Annotated in this window: 13 protein-coding genes; 5 read left to right on the forward strand and 8 right to left on the reverse strand. The window is 68.0% G+C overall.

Annotated elements, in window-relative coordinates:
* Nucleotides 1-95 precede the first annotated feature (95 nt).
* Nucleotides 96-725: a sensor domain-containing protein gene (locus MPSD_RS20525; RefSeq protein ID WP_011740004.1), complete on the forward strand. Its 630-nt coding sequence runs from the start codon at nucleotides 96-98 to the stop codon at nucleotides 723-725.
* Here MPSD_RS20525 and mnmA read toward each other — a convergent pair.
* The 7 genes from mnmA to MPSD_RS20560 form a co-directional block, all read right to left on the reverse strand.
* Nucleotides 722-1,813 (reverse strand): tRNA 2-thiouridine(34) synthase MnmA, encoded by a 1,092-nt coding sequence (gene mnmA, locus MPSD_RS20530; RefSeq protein WP_011740003.1) that lies wholly within the window; start codon nucleotides 1,811-1,813, stop codon nucleotides 722-724. The genes MPSD_RS20525 and mnmA overlap by 4 nt on opposite strands.
* The gene (locus tag MPSD_RS20535) at nucleotides 1,810-2,991 is read right to left on the reverse strand and encodes a cysteine desulfurase family protein (protein ID WP_011740002.1); all 1,182 of its coding nucleotides are present in this window, start codon (nucleotides 2,989-2,991) and stop codon (nucleotides 1,810-1,812) included. The genes mnmA and MPSD_RS20535 overlap by 4 nt, the downstream gene beginning before the upstream one ends.
* 60 nt (nucleotides 2,992-3,051) lie before the next feature.
* Nucleotides 3,052-3,552: a DUF427 domain-containing protein gene (locus tag MPSD_RS20540; RefSeq protein WP_020786489.1), complete on the reverse strand. Its 501-nt coding sequence runs from the start codon at nucleotides 3,550-3,552 to the stop codon at nucleotides 3,052-3,054.
* A gap of 79 nt (nucleotides 3,553-3,631) precedes the next feature.
* The gene (locus MPSD_RS20545) at nucleotides 3,632-4,468 is read right to left on the reverse strand and encodes a lysophospholipid acyltransferase family protein (protein ID WP_020786488.1); all 837 of its coding nucleotides are present in this window, start codon (nucleotides 4,466-4,468) and stop codon (nucleotides 3,632-3,634) included.
* On the reverse strand, nucleotides 4,468-5,328 hold the full coding sequence (locus MPSD_RS20550) for a GNAT family N-acetyltransferase (RefSeq protein ID WP_020786487.1): 861 nt from the start codon (nucleotides 5,326-5,328) through the stop codon (nucleotides 4,468-4,470). The genes MPSD_RS20545 and MPSD_RS20550 overlap by 1 nt, the downstream gene beginning before the upstream one ends.
* Nucleotides 5,329-5,471: 143 nt before the next feature.
* A complete protein-coding gene (locus tag MPSD_RS20555) occupies nucleotides 5,472-6,428 on the reverse strand; it encodes an electron transfer flavoprotein subunit alpha/FixB family protein (RefSeq protein WP_011739999.1) in 957 nt (318 codons plus the stop codon).
* Between the two features lie 47 nt (nucleotides 6,429-6,475).
* Entirely contained in the window at nucleotides 6,476-7,267 is a 792-nt protein-coding gene (locus MPSD_RS20560) for an electron transfer flavoprotein subunit beta/FixA family protein (RefSeq protein WP_012393508.1), read from the reverse strand.
* A gap of 274 nt (nucleotides 7,268-7,541) precedes the next feature.
* On the opposite strand from MPSD_RS20560, the gene MPSD_RS20565 reads away from it, so the two are divergent.
* The 3 genes from MPSD_RS20565 (at nucleotide 7,542) to MPSD_RS20575 (ending at nucleotide 11,288) form a co-directional block, all read left to right on the forward strand.
* Entirely contained in the window at nucleotides 7,542-8,360 is an 819-nt protein-coding gene (locus MPSD_RS20565; RefSeq protein ID WP_011739997.1) for a class I SAM-dependent methyltransferase, read from the forward strand.
* Complete coding sequence (locus MPSD_RS20570) at nucleotides 8,357-9,952, forward strand: 1,4-alpha-glucan branching protein domain-containing protein (protein ID WP_020786485.1); 1,596 nt, start codon at nucleotides 8,357-8,359, stop codon at nucleotides 9,950-9,952. The genes MPSD_RS20565 and MPSD_RS20570 overlap by 4 nt, the downstream gene beginning before the upstream one ends.
* A gap of 91 nt (nucleotides 9,953-10,043) precedes the next feature.
* Nucleotides 10,044-11,288 (forward strand): glycosyltransferase family 4 protein, encoded by a 1,245-nt coding sequence (locus MPSD_RS20575; protein WP_020786484.1) that lies wholly within the window; start codon nucleotides 10,044-10,046, stop codon nucleotides 11,286-11,288.
* Here MPSD_RS20575 and MPSD_RS20580 read toward each other — a convergent pair.
* The gene (locus MPSD_RS20580) at nucleotides 11,285-12,262 is read right to left on the reverse strand and encodes an SDR family NAD(P)-dependent oxidoreductase (RefSeq protein WP_020786483.1); all 978 of its coding nucleotides are present in this window, start codon (nucleotides 12,260-12,262) and stop codon (nucleotides 11,285-11,287) included. The genes MPSD_RS20575 and MPSD_RS20580 overlap by 4 nt on opposite strands.
* A 66-nt stretch (nucleotides 12,263-12,328) precedes the next feature.
* Between MPSD_RS20580 and MPSD_RS20585 the strand changes: the two genes are divergently transcribed.
* On the forward strand, nucleotides 12,329-13,684 hold the full coding sequence (locus tag MPSD_RS20585) for a TIGR01777 family oxidoreductase (RefSeq protein WP_086085167.1): 1,356 nt from the start codon (nucleotides 12,329-12,331) through the stop codon (nucleotides 13,682-13,684).
* Nucleotides 13,685-13,687: the final 3 nt, after the last annotated feature.

Below are 13,687 nucleotides of genomic sequence, written 5' to 3' on the forward strand. Positions count from 1 at the left end.
TTGCCAACCGTATTCGACATCACATCGGTGGCACACAGCCAGGGGTGTTTACCGACGGACCGCCGGGGTAGGTTGCAAGCATAAAGGGGTGGCAGATGGCCAGACTGATTCGACCGCTGTTGATGTGTTGCGCCACGCTCCTGGCAGCGGCGTGTACGCGAGTGGTGGACGGCGAAGCGCTACCCGCGTTCGGTGCGTCCGCCCCGGAGGCCCGGCAGGCCGGCGCCCTGCTATTGGACCAAACCCGGATGCGCGCGATCACCGGCGCCGGCGAGGACCTGACGATCATTCCGGCGATGGACGGCAGCTATCCGGTGGATATCGATGCCCTGGCAAAGACCGCGCCGGTGGAATGCCGGTTCATCTTCTCCGAGACCACCACCTTTGGACCCGACATCGCGGGGTTCCACAAGACCACCTTCCAAGATCCGCCAGATAGCGCTCTGATCTCCGAAGCCGCGGCGGTGTATCCGGACGCCGACATCGCCCGACGAGCCTTCGACGATCTGGTGGGCGCCGTCGGAAGTTGCGCAGACAGTTCCAGCGGCTGGTTGTTCGTCAGCAGCTGGAAAGCCGACGCCGACTCGCTGCGCATGCGCCCCGGTGACTGCGGCCGCGACTACCGGGTGCTTTCGGTGGCCCTGCTGGAAGTCACCTTCTGCGGGTTCCCGGATTCGGTCTCTGACATCGTGCTCACCAACATCGCCGCCAACGTGCCGGGCTAGGACACCGGCGAGCACGCCGAGGTTGCGGTGATGGTGGCACTGCCCAGCACCTCATCGCCGTCCGGATCGGGGCGGTACAACACCAGCGTCTGCCCCCGTGCCACCCCCCGCAGCGGGGAATGTAACCGCACCGACAGTTCGTCGCCGACCAATTCGGCTACCGCACTGGTGGTTTCACCGTGCGCACGCACTTGAACCGCACACTCGAGCGGGCCCGTCGGAGCGGTACCCGCGGTGAAGATGGGCGCCCGCCCTGTCAGCGCGTGCACCTGCAGATCGGCCACGTCACCGACCCGAACCGTGCCGGTTTCGGCGTCGATCGCCGTCACGTAGCGCGGGCGGCCGTCGGGCCCCGGCCCGGGGATCCCCAGGCCCTTTCGCTGCCCGATGGTGAAACCGTGCACGCCGTCATGGGTGGCCAGCACCGCACCGGCCGCGTCCACCACTGTGCCGCGACGAACCCCTATCCGCTCGCCCAGAAACGTCTGGGTGTTGCCCGACGGAATGAAACAGATGTCGTGGCTATCCGGCTTGTCGGCCACCGCCAGGCCGCGCCGGGACGCCTCTTCCCGAATCTGCGGCTTGGGGGTGTCCCCGATCGGGAACATCGCGTGGCGCAGCTGCTCGGCGGTCAGCACCGCCAGCACGTAGGACTGGTCCTTGTCCTGGTCCACAGCGCGGCGCAGCCGCCCCTCGGATAGCCGGGCATAGTGGCCGGTAACCACCACGTCAAAGCCCAGAGCCAACGCTTTGGCATACAGCGCCGAGAACTTGATGCGCTGATTGCAGCGAATACAGGGGTTGGGGGTCTCACCGCGGGCGTAGGAGGACACGAAGTCGTCGATCACATCCTCTTTGAACCTCTCGGCGAAATCCCATACATAGAACGGGATTCCAAGCACATCGGCGACCCGGCGCGCGTCGGATGCGTCCTCTTTGGAGCAACAACCCCGGGAGCCGGTACGCAGCGCGCCCGGCGCGGTCGACAGCGCCAGATGCACGCCGACGACGTCGTGGCCGGCATCGACCATGCGGGCGGCCGCCACCGATGAGTCGACGCCTCCGCTCATTGCGGCTAGAACTTTCACCAGGCCGCTCCCGCGGCAGCCACGGCGGCAGAGCGGGCGCGAGCCACCGCTGCGGGCAGCACCTGCAGCGCCGCATCGACGTCCGCCTCGACTGTCGTGTGCCCCAGCGAAAGACGAAGCGAGCCGCGCGCGCTGGCCGGATCGGCGCCCATCGCGATCAGCACATGCGACGGCTGCGCGACACCGGCGGTGCAGGCGGATCCGGTCGAGCACTCGATTCCGTTGGCGTCCAGCAGCATCAGCAGCGCATCACCTTCGCAACCGCGGAAGGTGAAGTGCGCGTTGCCGGGCAGCCGTAGCGGATCGCGGGCACCATTGAGACGAACGTCGTCGATTTCGGCGAGCACCCCGGCAACGAGGCGGTCCCGCAACGTCTGCAGCCGCGCACTGTTGGCCTCCAGCCCGTCCACCGCGATCCGCGCCGCCGCCGCTATACCGACCGCACTGGCGACGTCGGGGGTGCCGGACCGGATATCGCGCTCTTGGCCACCACCGTGCAGCAGCGGCACACAACTGACGTCGCGTCGCATCAGCAGCGCCCCGGCTCCGGGTGGGCCGCCGAACTTGTGTGCCGTCACACTCATCGCCGCCAGGCCGCAGGCACCGAAGTCCACCGGTATCTGGCCGACGGCCTGCACGGCGTCACTGTGCATGGGGACACCGAACTCGGCGGCAACCCCGGCCAGTTCGGCGATCGGCATGATCGTGCCGACCTCGTTGTTGGCCCACATCACCGATACCAACGCGACATCGTCATGGCTCTCCAGCGCATCGCGCAACGCGCTGGCCGACACCGAGCCATCGGCGTCGGTGGGCAGCCAGGTCACCTCGGCGCCTTCGTGCTCAACCAGCCAGTCCACCGTGTCCAAAACGGCGTGGTGCTCCACCCGAGTCGTGACGATGCGCCGACGGGCGGGCTGCGCGTCTCGGCGCGCCCAGTACATTCCCTTGACGGCCAGGTTGTCGCTCTCGGTGCCCCCCGCGGTGAAAATCACCTCCGAGGGGCGTGCCCCCAGCTTGGCCGCGATCAGCTCGCGGGATTCCTCGAGGCGCCGGCGCGCAGCCCTCCCGGTGGTGTGCAGCGACGACGCGTTGCCCACGGTGGCCAGCACAGCCGTCATCGCCTCGATGGCGGTTGGATGCATCGGGGTGGTGGCGGCGTGATCGAGGTAGACCATGACTCGCCCCACTATACCGGCCAGGTCAGCGACCCCAAACTCCTGAGCCGGCGGCCGCGCTTACCACCCCATCGATCCGGGAATGCCTTTGAACGGGCCGACAATCCAGCTGGTGATCCATCCGCCGTAAAAACCGCCGGGTTGGGGCACCACCGGCTCGCCATTGACCGTGCAGCGGTCCACCTGGGCCGCCATCACCGCGATCGCACCAGCGATGGGCTGGAAGGGGTGGGTGGGGTTTGGGTAGGTCCATGCCGCGTGCGCGGCCTGTCGCGCCGGGGTTACCAGGTCGAAGTAGCTCGCTCGGCCCTTCCACTCGCACCATGAACCGCCCGCCGCCGGGCGCAACACACCGTCGCCGAACGCATCTTCGGGCAGGTAGTACGTGGGTGGGTGACTGGTCTCGAGCACGCGCCAGGCTCGGGTCGCCGACGCAATCGTCTGGCCGCCCAGCTCGATGGTGATCGAACCGGCGAACGGCTCCAACCGCGGCGGCCGGGGATAGTCCCACACCGACTCCTGGCCGCCGACGGGCGGATCGGGTGTTGGCCATGTTGTCATGACGGCCTCCTGCACGCTGGGCTGACGGTCCCTGTCACCCATTGTCCACAGACACGTTGCCGCAGGGTGAGAGGCCTTTTCAGGCCACCAGCGCGGGCCGGTGTGCCGGGTGCGCCGCCCCAGCGTGCACTGCGGACTGGCAGCGGCTGGCCAGGGCCCGGCGATCGCGGCCCGGCAGTTGCAGGGAATCGACATGCACCGACGCCACGATGCGACGCACGGCGAGCACCCGGCGAACCGAGCGCGCCAGGGTGTCGTCTCCGACGAAGGCCGGGGTGGTCGAGATGGCCCCGTTGACGTGGTGATATGTCAGCCGCAGCGGCTGCACCGGACGGCCGGCGTCAATCGCGGCCTGAAACATCGCGGGATAGAAGCTGCCCGACGCCAGCCCGCACCAGGTGGTTCCTTCCGGAAAGGCCACCACGGTCTGTCCGGCGCGCAGCCGGCGGGCGACGGTGTCGACCACGCCGGGCAGCCGGCGCAGGCTGGTCCGCTCGATCGGAATGATTTTCAGCAGTCGGGCCACAATCTCGACCCCGGGTCCGGTGAACATGTCCGCGCGGGCCACAAATGAACCTGGCAGTACCGCGCCGATGGCAAAGACGTCCAGCCAGGAGATGTGGTTGCTGGCCACCAGAACCCCGCGCAGGTTGCGGATCGGGCTGCCCGACACCGTGATCCGGACACCGAAACAACGCAGGACCAGCCGGCAGTATGCGCGTTGGGCGTGGCTGCGGCCGGGCACCGGCACGCCGAGCAGCGGCAGCCCCGGCATCAGCAGCAGCGCCCAGACGATGCGCAACGCCACCCGCAGGATGGCCGGTACCCGGCGGGGCACCGCCGGGTGGCCGAGGCTGACGCAGCTGATGTCGCACGAGGTGCGAGGCAGCCAGGAGTGCCCGGCCTCAGTGTTCATCAGGCCGCTCCGCCCGCCAGCTCGCCCGCCATTTCCGCGGCCGCGGACACCGATCTGAGCCGCTTGAGGTAGCGGATGTCGGCGTCACGCTTGCCGAGCAGCACACAGAAATCCCCCACCCCGAAGTCCGGATCGTGGGCGGGCTCGCCGCAGGCCTGCGCGCCCAGCGGCAGATAGCCACGCAGCAACGGCGGGATCGCCGGCCGCGGCGGTGGGGCAATGTCATCCAGGCTCTTGCCGTCGATGCGCACCGGCCGGTAGGGGTCCACCCGGTAGGAAGCCGGGTGGCGCCTCAGCACGAAGTCACGCACGCCCCGCAGCTCGCGGCCCGGCGTGATGCCGTCCCGACCGGTTGGCTCGACGATCGGCACCGACACGCAGCCGGTTACGTAGTCGTAGTCACAGCGGTCCAGGTAGGCAAGAATTCCCGCCCACATCAACAGCACCACCGCGCCATTGCGGTGCCCGTCACGCACCGCGGCGCGACCCATTTCCACCAGCGACGGCCGCAGCGGGTCGAAGGCACCCACGTCGAACTCGGTAGCGGTATAGAGGCCTCCCGCGGCGATGGCCCCTGCCGGTGGCAACATCCGGTAGCACCCCACCAGCTCACCGGTGTCGTCGTCGCGGACCAGCAGGTGATCGCAGTACTCGTCGAAGCGGTCGACATCCCTGCGGTCGTCGGCCGCCGGTAGCGCGAAGCCCGGCGTGGCGGCGAACACGTCATAGCGCAGGCGCTGAGCGGCCTCGATCAGCGCGGAATCGGTGGACAGCAATAGGGAATAGCGCGGGCCGGCACCCGCATCGGTCGCCGGGCCACGCGGCTTGTCGCTGGGTATGAGGACAGAAGCGATGCTCATGCCACCAACGTGGCCTAACCGGTCAGCTAACCGGCATCAGCGCTGTGACATGTCGGTGCACGTCAGATGACGAAATGTCGCAGCCGACGATAACGGCCCCGCAGGCAAGCCTGCGGGGCCGTTACTACTACTGAATCGGCCGATCAGCCCTTGCGAGCCTTGACCCCCTCGGTCAATTGCGGGGCAACCTTGAACAGGTCGCCGATCACGCCGTAGTCGGCGATCTCGAAAATCGGCGCCTCTTCGTCCTTGTTGACCGCAACGATGGTCTTGGACGTCTGCATGCCCGCGCGGTGCTGGATCGCCCCGGAGATACCCAGCGCGATGTAGAGCTGCGGCGAAACCGTCTTGCCGGTCTGCCCCACCTGGAACTGACCCGGGTAGTAGCCGGAGTCGACCGCGGCACGCGAAGCACCGACCGCACCCCCCAGCGAGTCGGCCAGCGCCTCGACCACGCTGAAGTTCTCGGCACTGCCGACACCACGGCCACCGGACACCACCACCGTGGCTTCCGTCAGCTCGGGGCGGTCGCCGGCGACCGCCGGCTCACGCGAGGTGATCTTGGTGGCGTTCTCGGCAGGGGCCGGGACGTCCACGCTGACCTGCTCACCGGCGCCATCGGCCGGCTCGGCCTCGATCGCACCGGCACGCACCGAAATCACCGGGGTGTCACCGGTGGCCTGGGCCTCGACGGTGAACGCGCCACCGAAGATGGAGTGGACGGCCTTGCCACCGTCGTTGATCCCCACCACGTCGACGAGCAGACCCGACCCGATCCGGGCAGCAAGCCGCCCGGCGATCTCCTTGCCGTCGGCGGTGGCAGCCACCAGCACGGCCGCCGGGGCCGAGGATTCAGCCAGTCCCGCCAGCACGTCGACGAACGGGGTGATCAGGTACTGGTCGACGACGTCGGACTCAGCGACGTAAATCTTGGCGGCACCGGCCGCCTTCAGTCCGTCGACCAGCGGCGCGGCGGTGCCGGGGGCGCCGATCACAACGGCGGCCGGCTCACCCAACGCACGGGCGGCGGTGATCAATTCGGCGCTGACCTTCTTCAGCGCGCCTTCCGCGTGCTCAACGAGCACCAATACTTCAGCCATGGGGTTTATCGCTCTTTCGTCATTGGGCCTGAAATGCAGGGCACTCGCTAGATGATTTTCTGCGCAACCAGGTACTGCACGATCTGGTTGCCGCCTTCACCTTCGTCGGTGACCTTTTCACCGGCAGTCTTGGCAGGCTTCGGGGTCGACGACAGCACCGTCGACCCGGCGTTGGCCAGGCCCACCTCGTCGGCTTCAACCCCGATCTCGGCGAGGGTCAGCACGGTGACTTCCTTCTTCTTGGCGGCCATGATGCCCTTGAAGGACGGGAAGCGCGGCTCGTTGATCTTCTCGTTGACGCTGACCACAGCCGGAAGAGAGGCTTCCAGGGTGAACAGGCCCTCGTCGGTCTCACGCTCGCCGGTGACCTTGCCACCCTCGACCGACAGTTTGCGCACGTGGGTGAGCTGCGGCAGGCCCAGGTACTCGGCGATGATGGCCGGCACCGCGCCGCCCACGCCATCGGTGGACTCGTTGCCCGCGATCACCAGCTCGGTGCCCTCGATGGCGCCCAGCGCACGTGCCAGCGCCCACCCGGTCTGGATGACGTCCGAGCCGTGCATGCCGTCGTCCTTGAGGTGGACGGCCTTGTCCGCGCCCATGGACAGGGCCTTGCGGATCGCCTCGGTGGCGCGCTCGGGACCCGCGGTCAGCACGGTCACCGAACCCTCGCCGCCTTCGCGCTCGCGGATCTGCAGCGCTTCTTCCACCGCTCGTTCGTTGATCTCGTCCAGGACCGCATCGGCGGCCTCGCGGTCTAGCGTCCAGTCGCCCTCGGTCAGCTTGCGCTCCGACCAGGTGTCTGGGACCTGCTTGATCAGGACCACAATGTTTGTCATGGGTGTGGCTCGTCCTCCTCGAAGGAGTCCCGCAGCCGTCGACTGCAGGACTTCGGTCACGCGGTTCGCAACCGCACGGCATGTTACTAGGCGGTAACTTCTCGCGGTCTGCCCTCACACCTTAGCGGGTGGCAGTTGCTCAATTGCCCGCTCACCCCCTCCATAACCCGCGGCTATCCCACCCCGCCAGACCCCCGCGTCGGGGGCTCGAGCATTCCTGGCATTTCTGGCTACGGTTCGCGAATCGGGCGCTAGGCACTAGCCTGCGTTAGCAATGAGCTCATTCGTCCCCGACGTTCCCGACCAGATCCCGACCGCCAGTGCGCCGCCGGTCGATGCGGTGTTGACGCTGACGGGCGAACGCACCATCCCCGATCTGGACATCGAGAACTACTGGTTCCGTCGCCACGAGGTCGTATACGAACGGCTGGCGCCTCGTTGCGAGGGCCGCGACGTGCTGGAAGCGGGCTGCGGCGAAGGCTACGGCGCCGACATGATCGCCGATGTCGCGCGCCGCGTTGTGGCCGTGGACTACGACGAGGCCGCGGTAGCGCATGTCCGCCACCGCTACCCCCGGGTCGAGGTAATGCAGGCGAACCTGGCGGACTTGCCCCTTCCCGACGCATCGATGGACGTGGTGGTCAACTTCCAGGTCATTGAGCACCTGTGGGATCAGGGCCAATTCGTCCGCGAATGCGCGCGGGTGCTGCGCCCGTCGGGCGTATTGATGGTGTCCACGCCGAACCGGATCACCTTCTCCCCCGGCCGCGACACCCCGATCAACCCCTTCCACACTCGCGAACTCAACGCCGCCGAACTCACCGAACTGCTGCTAGAAGCGGGTTTTGCCGAGGTGACGATGTACGGGTTGTTCCACGGGCCGCAGCTGCGCGCGATAGATGAACGCCATGGCGGCTCGATCATCGACGCCCAGATCGCCCGCGCGGTCGCCGACCAACCGTGGTCAGCCGAACTGACCGCCGATGTCGCGGCGGTCACCACCGCGGACTTCGACATCATCGGGGCGGGGCTGGAACCCGCCCACGAAATTGACGACAGCCTGGATCTGATTGCGATCGCGGTGCGGCATTGACCAATTGGGACAACACCAATTCGCCAGACCGGGTGCCCGGGTTGTTCACCCTGGTGCTGCACACCCATCTGCCCTGGCTTGCCCACCACGGCCGATGGCCGGTCGGCGAGGAGTGGCTCTACCAGTCCTGGTCGGCCGCCTACCTGCCGTTGTTCCGGGTGCTGCGCACCCTGGCCGACGAGGGGCGCCGCGGGCTCATCACGCTGGGGATGACTCCGGTAGTCAACGCCCAACTCGACGACCCCTATTGCCTGGACGGAATGCATCACTGGCTGGCCAACTGGCGGCTGCGCGCGGCCGAGGCCACCAGCGTCCGGTCTGCGCCCGCATCGAAGTCGGCCAAACACCTCTCCTGCACACCAGAGGCCCTACGCGACTTCGGAACCCGCGAGTGCGCCGAGGCCGATCAGGCGCTTGACGACTTCGCCGCCGCCTGGCGCCATGGCGCAAGCCCGCTGCTGCGCGCCCTGATCGACGCCGGCACGGTCGAGTTGCTCGGCGGCCCACTGGCCCACCCGTTCCAGCCGTTGCTGAATCCGCGGCTGCGGGAGTTCGCGCTGCGCGAAGGTTTGGCCGACGCACGGCTGGGGATGGCGCACAGCCCATCGGGGATCTGGGCACCCGAATGCGCATACGCCCCCGGCATGGAGCACGACTACGCGGCCGCCGCGGTCAGCCATTTCATGGTGGACGGCCCATCCCTGCACGGCGACACCGCACTGGGCCGACCGGTCGGCGACACCGACGTGGTCGCGTTCGGGCGTGATCTGCAGGTCAGCTACCGGGTGTGGTCACCGAAATCCGGCTACCCCGGGCATGCCGCATACCGCGATTTCCACACCTACGATCACCTGACCGGCCTCAAACCGGCCCGCGTCACCGGCCGCAATGTGGCATCGGAGGCCAAAGCCCCCTACGACCCGCAGCGCGCCGACCGCGCGATCGACGTCCACGTCGCCGACTTCGTCGAAGTGGTGCGCGGCCGGCTGATTGCCGAGTCACAGCGCATCGGCCGGCCCGCGCACGTGGTCGCCGCGTTCGACACCGAGTTGTTCGGCCATTGGTGGTACGAGGGGCCGACCTGGTTGCAGCGGGTGCTGCGCGCCCTGCCTGCCGCCGGCGTGCGGGTGGGAACGCTGCACGATGCCATGGCCAACGGATTCGTGGGCGCTCCGGTCGAATTGCCCCCCAGCTCTTGGGGTTCCGGCAAGGACTGGCAAGTCTGGAACGGCCCCAAGGTGTCCGATCTGGTCCAGCTCAACTCCGAAGTGGTCGACACCGCACTGACCACCGTCGATAAGGCGCTGGCCCAGACCGCGTCCCTGGATGGCCCGATCCCCCGCGATCACGTCGCCGATCAGATCCTGCGTGAGACGCTGCTGACCGTCTCGAGCGACTGGCCGTTCATGGTGAGCAAGGACTCCGCCGCCGACTATGCGCGCTATCGCGCGCACTTGCATGCGCACGCCACCCGAGAGATCGCCGGGGCGCTGGCGTCGGGCCGGCGCGACAACGCCCAGCGACTGGCCCAAGGCTGGAACCGCGCCGATGGCCTGTTCGGGGCTCTGGACGCACGAAGGCTGCCCAAGTGAGCGCGCCGGCGACCGACGAGCGTGCGCGGCTGTACAGCGACACGCCGCTGCGGCCGACATTTTGTGCACGTTCGTGGAGGGGGCCACGTTCATGAAGATCCTGATGGTGTCGTGGGAGTACCCACCGGTGGTGATCGGCGGGCTCGGCCGCCATGTCCACCACCTCGCCACCGCATTGGTCGCGGCCGGCCACGAAGTCGTGGTGCTGTCCCGCCGGCCCTCGGGCACCGACCCCAGCACCCACCCACCGTCTGATCTGATCAGCGAGGGAGTCCGGGTGATCGCGGCCGCGCAGGATCCGCACGAATTCAGCTTCGGTAGCGACATGATGGCTTGGACCCTGGCCATGGGTCACGCCATGGTCCGGGCCGGCCTTACCCTCAGCGGTCCCGGCGCGGAGCAACCCTGGCAACCCGACATCGTGCACGCGCATGACTGGCTGGTGGCACATCCGGCGATTGCGCTCGCCGACTACTACGACGTGCCAATGGTTTCCACGATTCATGCGACCGAAGCCGGGCGGCATTCCGGTTGGGTTTCGGGAGATCTGAGTCGCCAGGTGCACGCGGTCGAATCCTGGCTGGTGCGTGAATCCGATTCGCTGATCACATGTTCGGGATCGATGAGCGATGAGATCACCGAGCTGTTCGGCCCAGGGCTGGCCGAAACGGCGGTGATTCGCAACGGTATCGACGCGGCGCGCTGGCCTTTTGCGGTCCGTAAACCACGCACCGGGCCACCGGAACTGCTCTACGTCGGTCGGCTGGAGTACGAGAAGGGTGTGCACAATGCCATTGCCGCACTGCCGCGGATCAGGCGCGCGCACCCAGGCACCACACTTACCATCGCCGGCGAAGGCACCCAACAGGATTGGCTGGTCGAGCAGGCACGCAAACACCGGGTGCTCAAGGCCACCAAGTTCCTGGGCTACCTCGAGCACGCCGAACTGCTGACCCTGCTACATCGGGCCGACGCCGCGGTGTTCCCCAGCCACTACGAGCCGTTCGGACTGGTCGCGCTGGAGGCCACCGCGGCCGGAACACCGTTGGTGACGTCGAATATCGGCGGGTTGGGCGAAGCGGTGATCGACGGGGTCACCGGGGTATCGTGCCCACCCCGCGACGTGGCGGCGCTGGCCGCCGCGGTGTGCGGTGTGCTCGATGATCCGGCCGCCGCGCAGCAACGTGCCCGGGCCGCGCGGGAACGGCTCAACTCCGACTTCGATTGGCAGACCGTGGCCGAGCAGACCGCGCAGGTGTACCTGGCGGCCAAGCGCGGAGAACGGCAGCCGCTGCCCCGGTTGCCGATCGTCGAGCACGCGCTGCCTGATCGCTAGTCGATGCCGATCGCGTCCGCGCAGTACCGCCACAGCCGTTGACGGTCATCGTCGCTGTACCGGGTCCACGGCAGGTAGTGCTCCGGGCGAGTCCGACGGTCATGCCAGAAGGTGCCGCTCAGCGGTGCCGGTCTGGTGGCCGCCAACCACACCGCGGTGTCGGCGCCCTGTTCGGCGGTGCGCAGTAGCGGCCCGATGACCGCGCGAAAACCCGGCAGTGATGTGGCCACCCCCGGAGTGTCGGCCCAGCCGGGATGCATGGAGTAGACGCGGATGCGCTCGCCGCTCCAGCGCCGGGCAAGCAGCGGCGTCAATGCCACCTGCATGCGCTTGGTGCGGGCGTATGCGACCGCCCCGCGGTAGCCACCGGCACGGTATTCGGGATCCTCGATCGGCAGCGGTTGGGTGTACATGCCGCCCGAAGACATCAGGATCACTCTCGGGTCGTCGGACTCGGCCAGCATCGGAACCAGCAGTTCGGTCAGCAGTATCGGCCCCAAGACGTGGGTGGCCAGCGTGATCTCATGGCCCTCGTCGGTCTCGGCGCGGGCCGCGGGCAGCAACCCGGCATTGTGGACCAGCACGTCCAGCCGGGACACCCGGGTGCGCAGGTCTGTCGCGAAGGCCCGAACGGCACTGAGGCTGGAGACATCGCAGACCTCCACCCGCACGTCGGCGCCGGAGGCCGCGGCGATCTCGTCGCGTGCGCGCTGCCCACTGTCGCGATCGCGCACGGTCAACACAACGGCGGCTCCCAGCTCGGCCAACCCGGCGGCAATGGCCTTACCCAGGCCGCGATTTGCGCCGGTGACCATCGCGGTGCGGCCCCGCAGGGCTGCCGGTGAGGGATCGTCGGACCAGCCCGAATGGCGAAGCTGATAGCCGACACGGGTGTATCCCCCAACGATGGTGCGATCGAGTGCCCGATCCAGGGTGGTATCCAGCAAAGAACGGATGCCATCGACAACGCTCATGCTGATCACTATCCGCTATCGGGCACGCCGTCGCCGCGCGGCCACCCGCGGCGGTAACGTGCAACGATGGGCGTGGTGTATTCCAGCGTGGTCGACGCGCCACGCGATGAGGTGTTCGAGTGGCACAGCAGGCCTGGAGCATTCAGCCGACTGTCACCGCCCTGGCAACCCATGCGGTTGGTAACCGAGGCACGATCACTCGAAGATGGTCGCGCGACGCTGGCGCTTCCCGGCGGCCTGCGCTGGTTGGCCCAGCACCAGCCCGATTCCTACGATCCCCCAAGGCGTTTCGTCGACACCATCGCAAGCGGCGGGCTGGCTTCGCTGCCGGCCCGAATCGCGGTGCGGTGGCGGCACACTCACGACTTCGAGGACGCCGGCGCGGGCCGGACCCGGGTGATCGACCGTGTCGACACCCCGATACCGGCATCGGCATTGCGGCCGATGTTCGTATACCGCCACCAGCAGCTTGCCGATGATCTGGCCGCACACAAACTTGCCGCCGCTGCTGGCCTGGGCCCCACAACAATTGCGGTCACGGGGTCCTCCGGGCTGGTCGGTTCGGCGCTGACCGCCTTTTTGAGCACTGGCGGGCACCGGGTCGTGCGCTTGGTTCGTGGCACCCCACGCGGCGCCGACGAGCGGCACTGGGACCCGCACGATCCTGACCCCGAGTTACTGACGGGGATCGACGCGGTGATTCATCTGGCCGGCGCCTCAATCGCCGGGCGGTTCACCACAGCGCATCGAAACGCTATACGCGAGAGCCGAATTGGTCCGACGCGTCGGCTTGCCGAGTTACTGGGCCGCGGCGCTGACGGGCCTCGCGTGCTGATCTCGGCCTCGGCTGTCGGGTATTACGGCTACGACCGTGCCGACGAGATACTGACCGAGGAAAGCGGTCGCGGCGAGGGGTTTCTCGCCGATGTCGTCGCCGAGTGGGAAGCGGCGACCGGCCCCGCCCGACAAGACGGCGTGCGAGTGGTGCTGGTACGCACCGGCATCGTGCAGTCTCCCCGCGGCGGCACCCTGCAGTTGCTGCGCCCCCTGTTCAGCGCCGGGCTGGGCGGCCGCCTTGGCGACGGTCGTCAGTGGCTGTCCTGGATCGGGATCGACGACCTGGTCGACATCTATCACCGCGCCTTGTGGGACACCGGGCTATCGGGTCCGGTGAACGCTGTTGCACCACAACCGGTGCGTAACGCCGAGTACACGCGCACCCTGGCCCAGGTCTTGCACCGACCCGCGGTGTTGCCGGTCCCGGCACTGGGACCGCGGCTATTGCTGGGCGATCAGGGCGCCCGCGAACTCGCGTGTGCCAGTCAGCGCGTCCTGCCGGCGCGGCTGGCGCTGGCTGAGCACCGGTTCCGCCAGCCCGACCTCGACACGGCCCTGCGCCACTTGCTGGGGCGTCATCGGTGATCA

This window comes from Mycobacterium pseudoshottsii JCM 15466 (genome assembly GCF_003584745.1).
Lineage (GTDB): Bacteria > Actinomycetota > Actinomycetes > Mycobacteriales > Mycobacteriaceae > Mycobacterium > Mycobacterium marinum.

Bases quoted from the DNA above. Each gene is read 5' to 3' on its own strand.
- MPSD_RS20525 (WP_011740004.1), top strand. From the start codon at position 96: ATGGCCAGACTGATTCGACCGCTGTTGATGTGTTGCGCCACGCTCCTG.
- MPSD_RS20535 (WP_011740002.1), bottom strand. From the start codon at position 2,991: ATGGTCTACCTCGATCACGCCGCCACCACCCCGATGCATCCAACCGCC.
- MPSD_RS20540 (WP_020786489.1), bottom strand. From the start codon at position 3,552: ATGACAACATGGCCAACACCCGATCCGCCCGTCGGCGGCCAGGAGTCG.
- MPSD_RS20545 (WP_020786488.1), bottom strand. From the start codon at position 4,468: ATGAACACTGAGGCCGGGCACTCCTGGCTGCCTCGCACCTCGTGCGAC.
- MPSD_RS20550 (WP_020786487.1), bottom strand. From the start codon at position 5,328: ATGAGCATCGCTTCTGTCCTCATACCCAGCGACAAGCCGCGTGGCCCG.
- MPSD_RS20555 (WP_011739999.1), bottom strand. From the start codon at position 6,428: ATGGCTGAAGTATTGGTGCTCGTTGAGCACGCGGAAGGCGCGCTGAAG.
- MPSD_RS20560 (WP_012393508.1), bottom strand. From the start codon at position 7,267: ATGACAAACATTGTGGTCCTGATCAAGCAGGTCCCAGACACCTGGTCG.
- MPSD_RS20565 (WP_011739997.1), top strand. From the start codon at position 7,542: ATGAGCTCATTCGTCCCCGACGTTCCCGACCAGATCCCGACCGCCAGT.
- MPSD_RS20575 (WP_020786484.1), top strand. From the start codon at position 10,044: ATGAAGATCCTGATGGTGTCGTGGGAGTACCCACCGGTGGTGATCGGC.
- MPSD_RS20580 (WP_020786483.1), bottom strand. From the start codon at position 12,262: ATGAGCGTTGTCGATGGCATCCGTTCTTTGCTGGATACCACCCTGGAT.
- MPSD_RS20585 (WP_086085167.1), top strand. From the start codon at position 12,329: ATGGGCGTGGTGTATTCCAGCGTGGTCGACGCGCCACGCGATGAGGTG.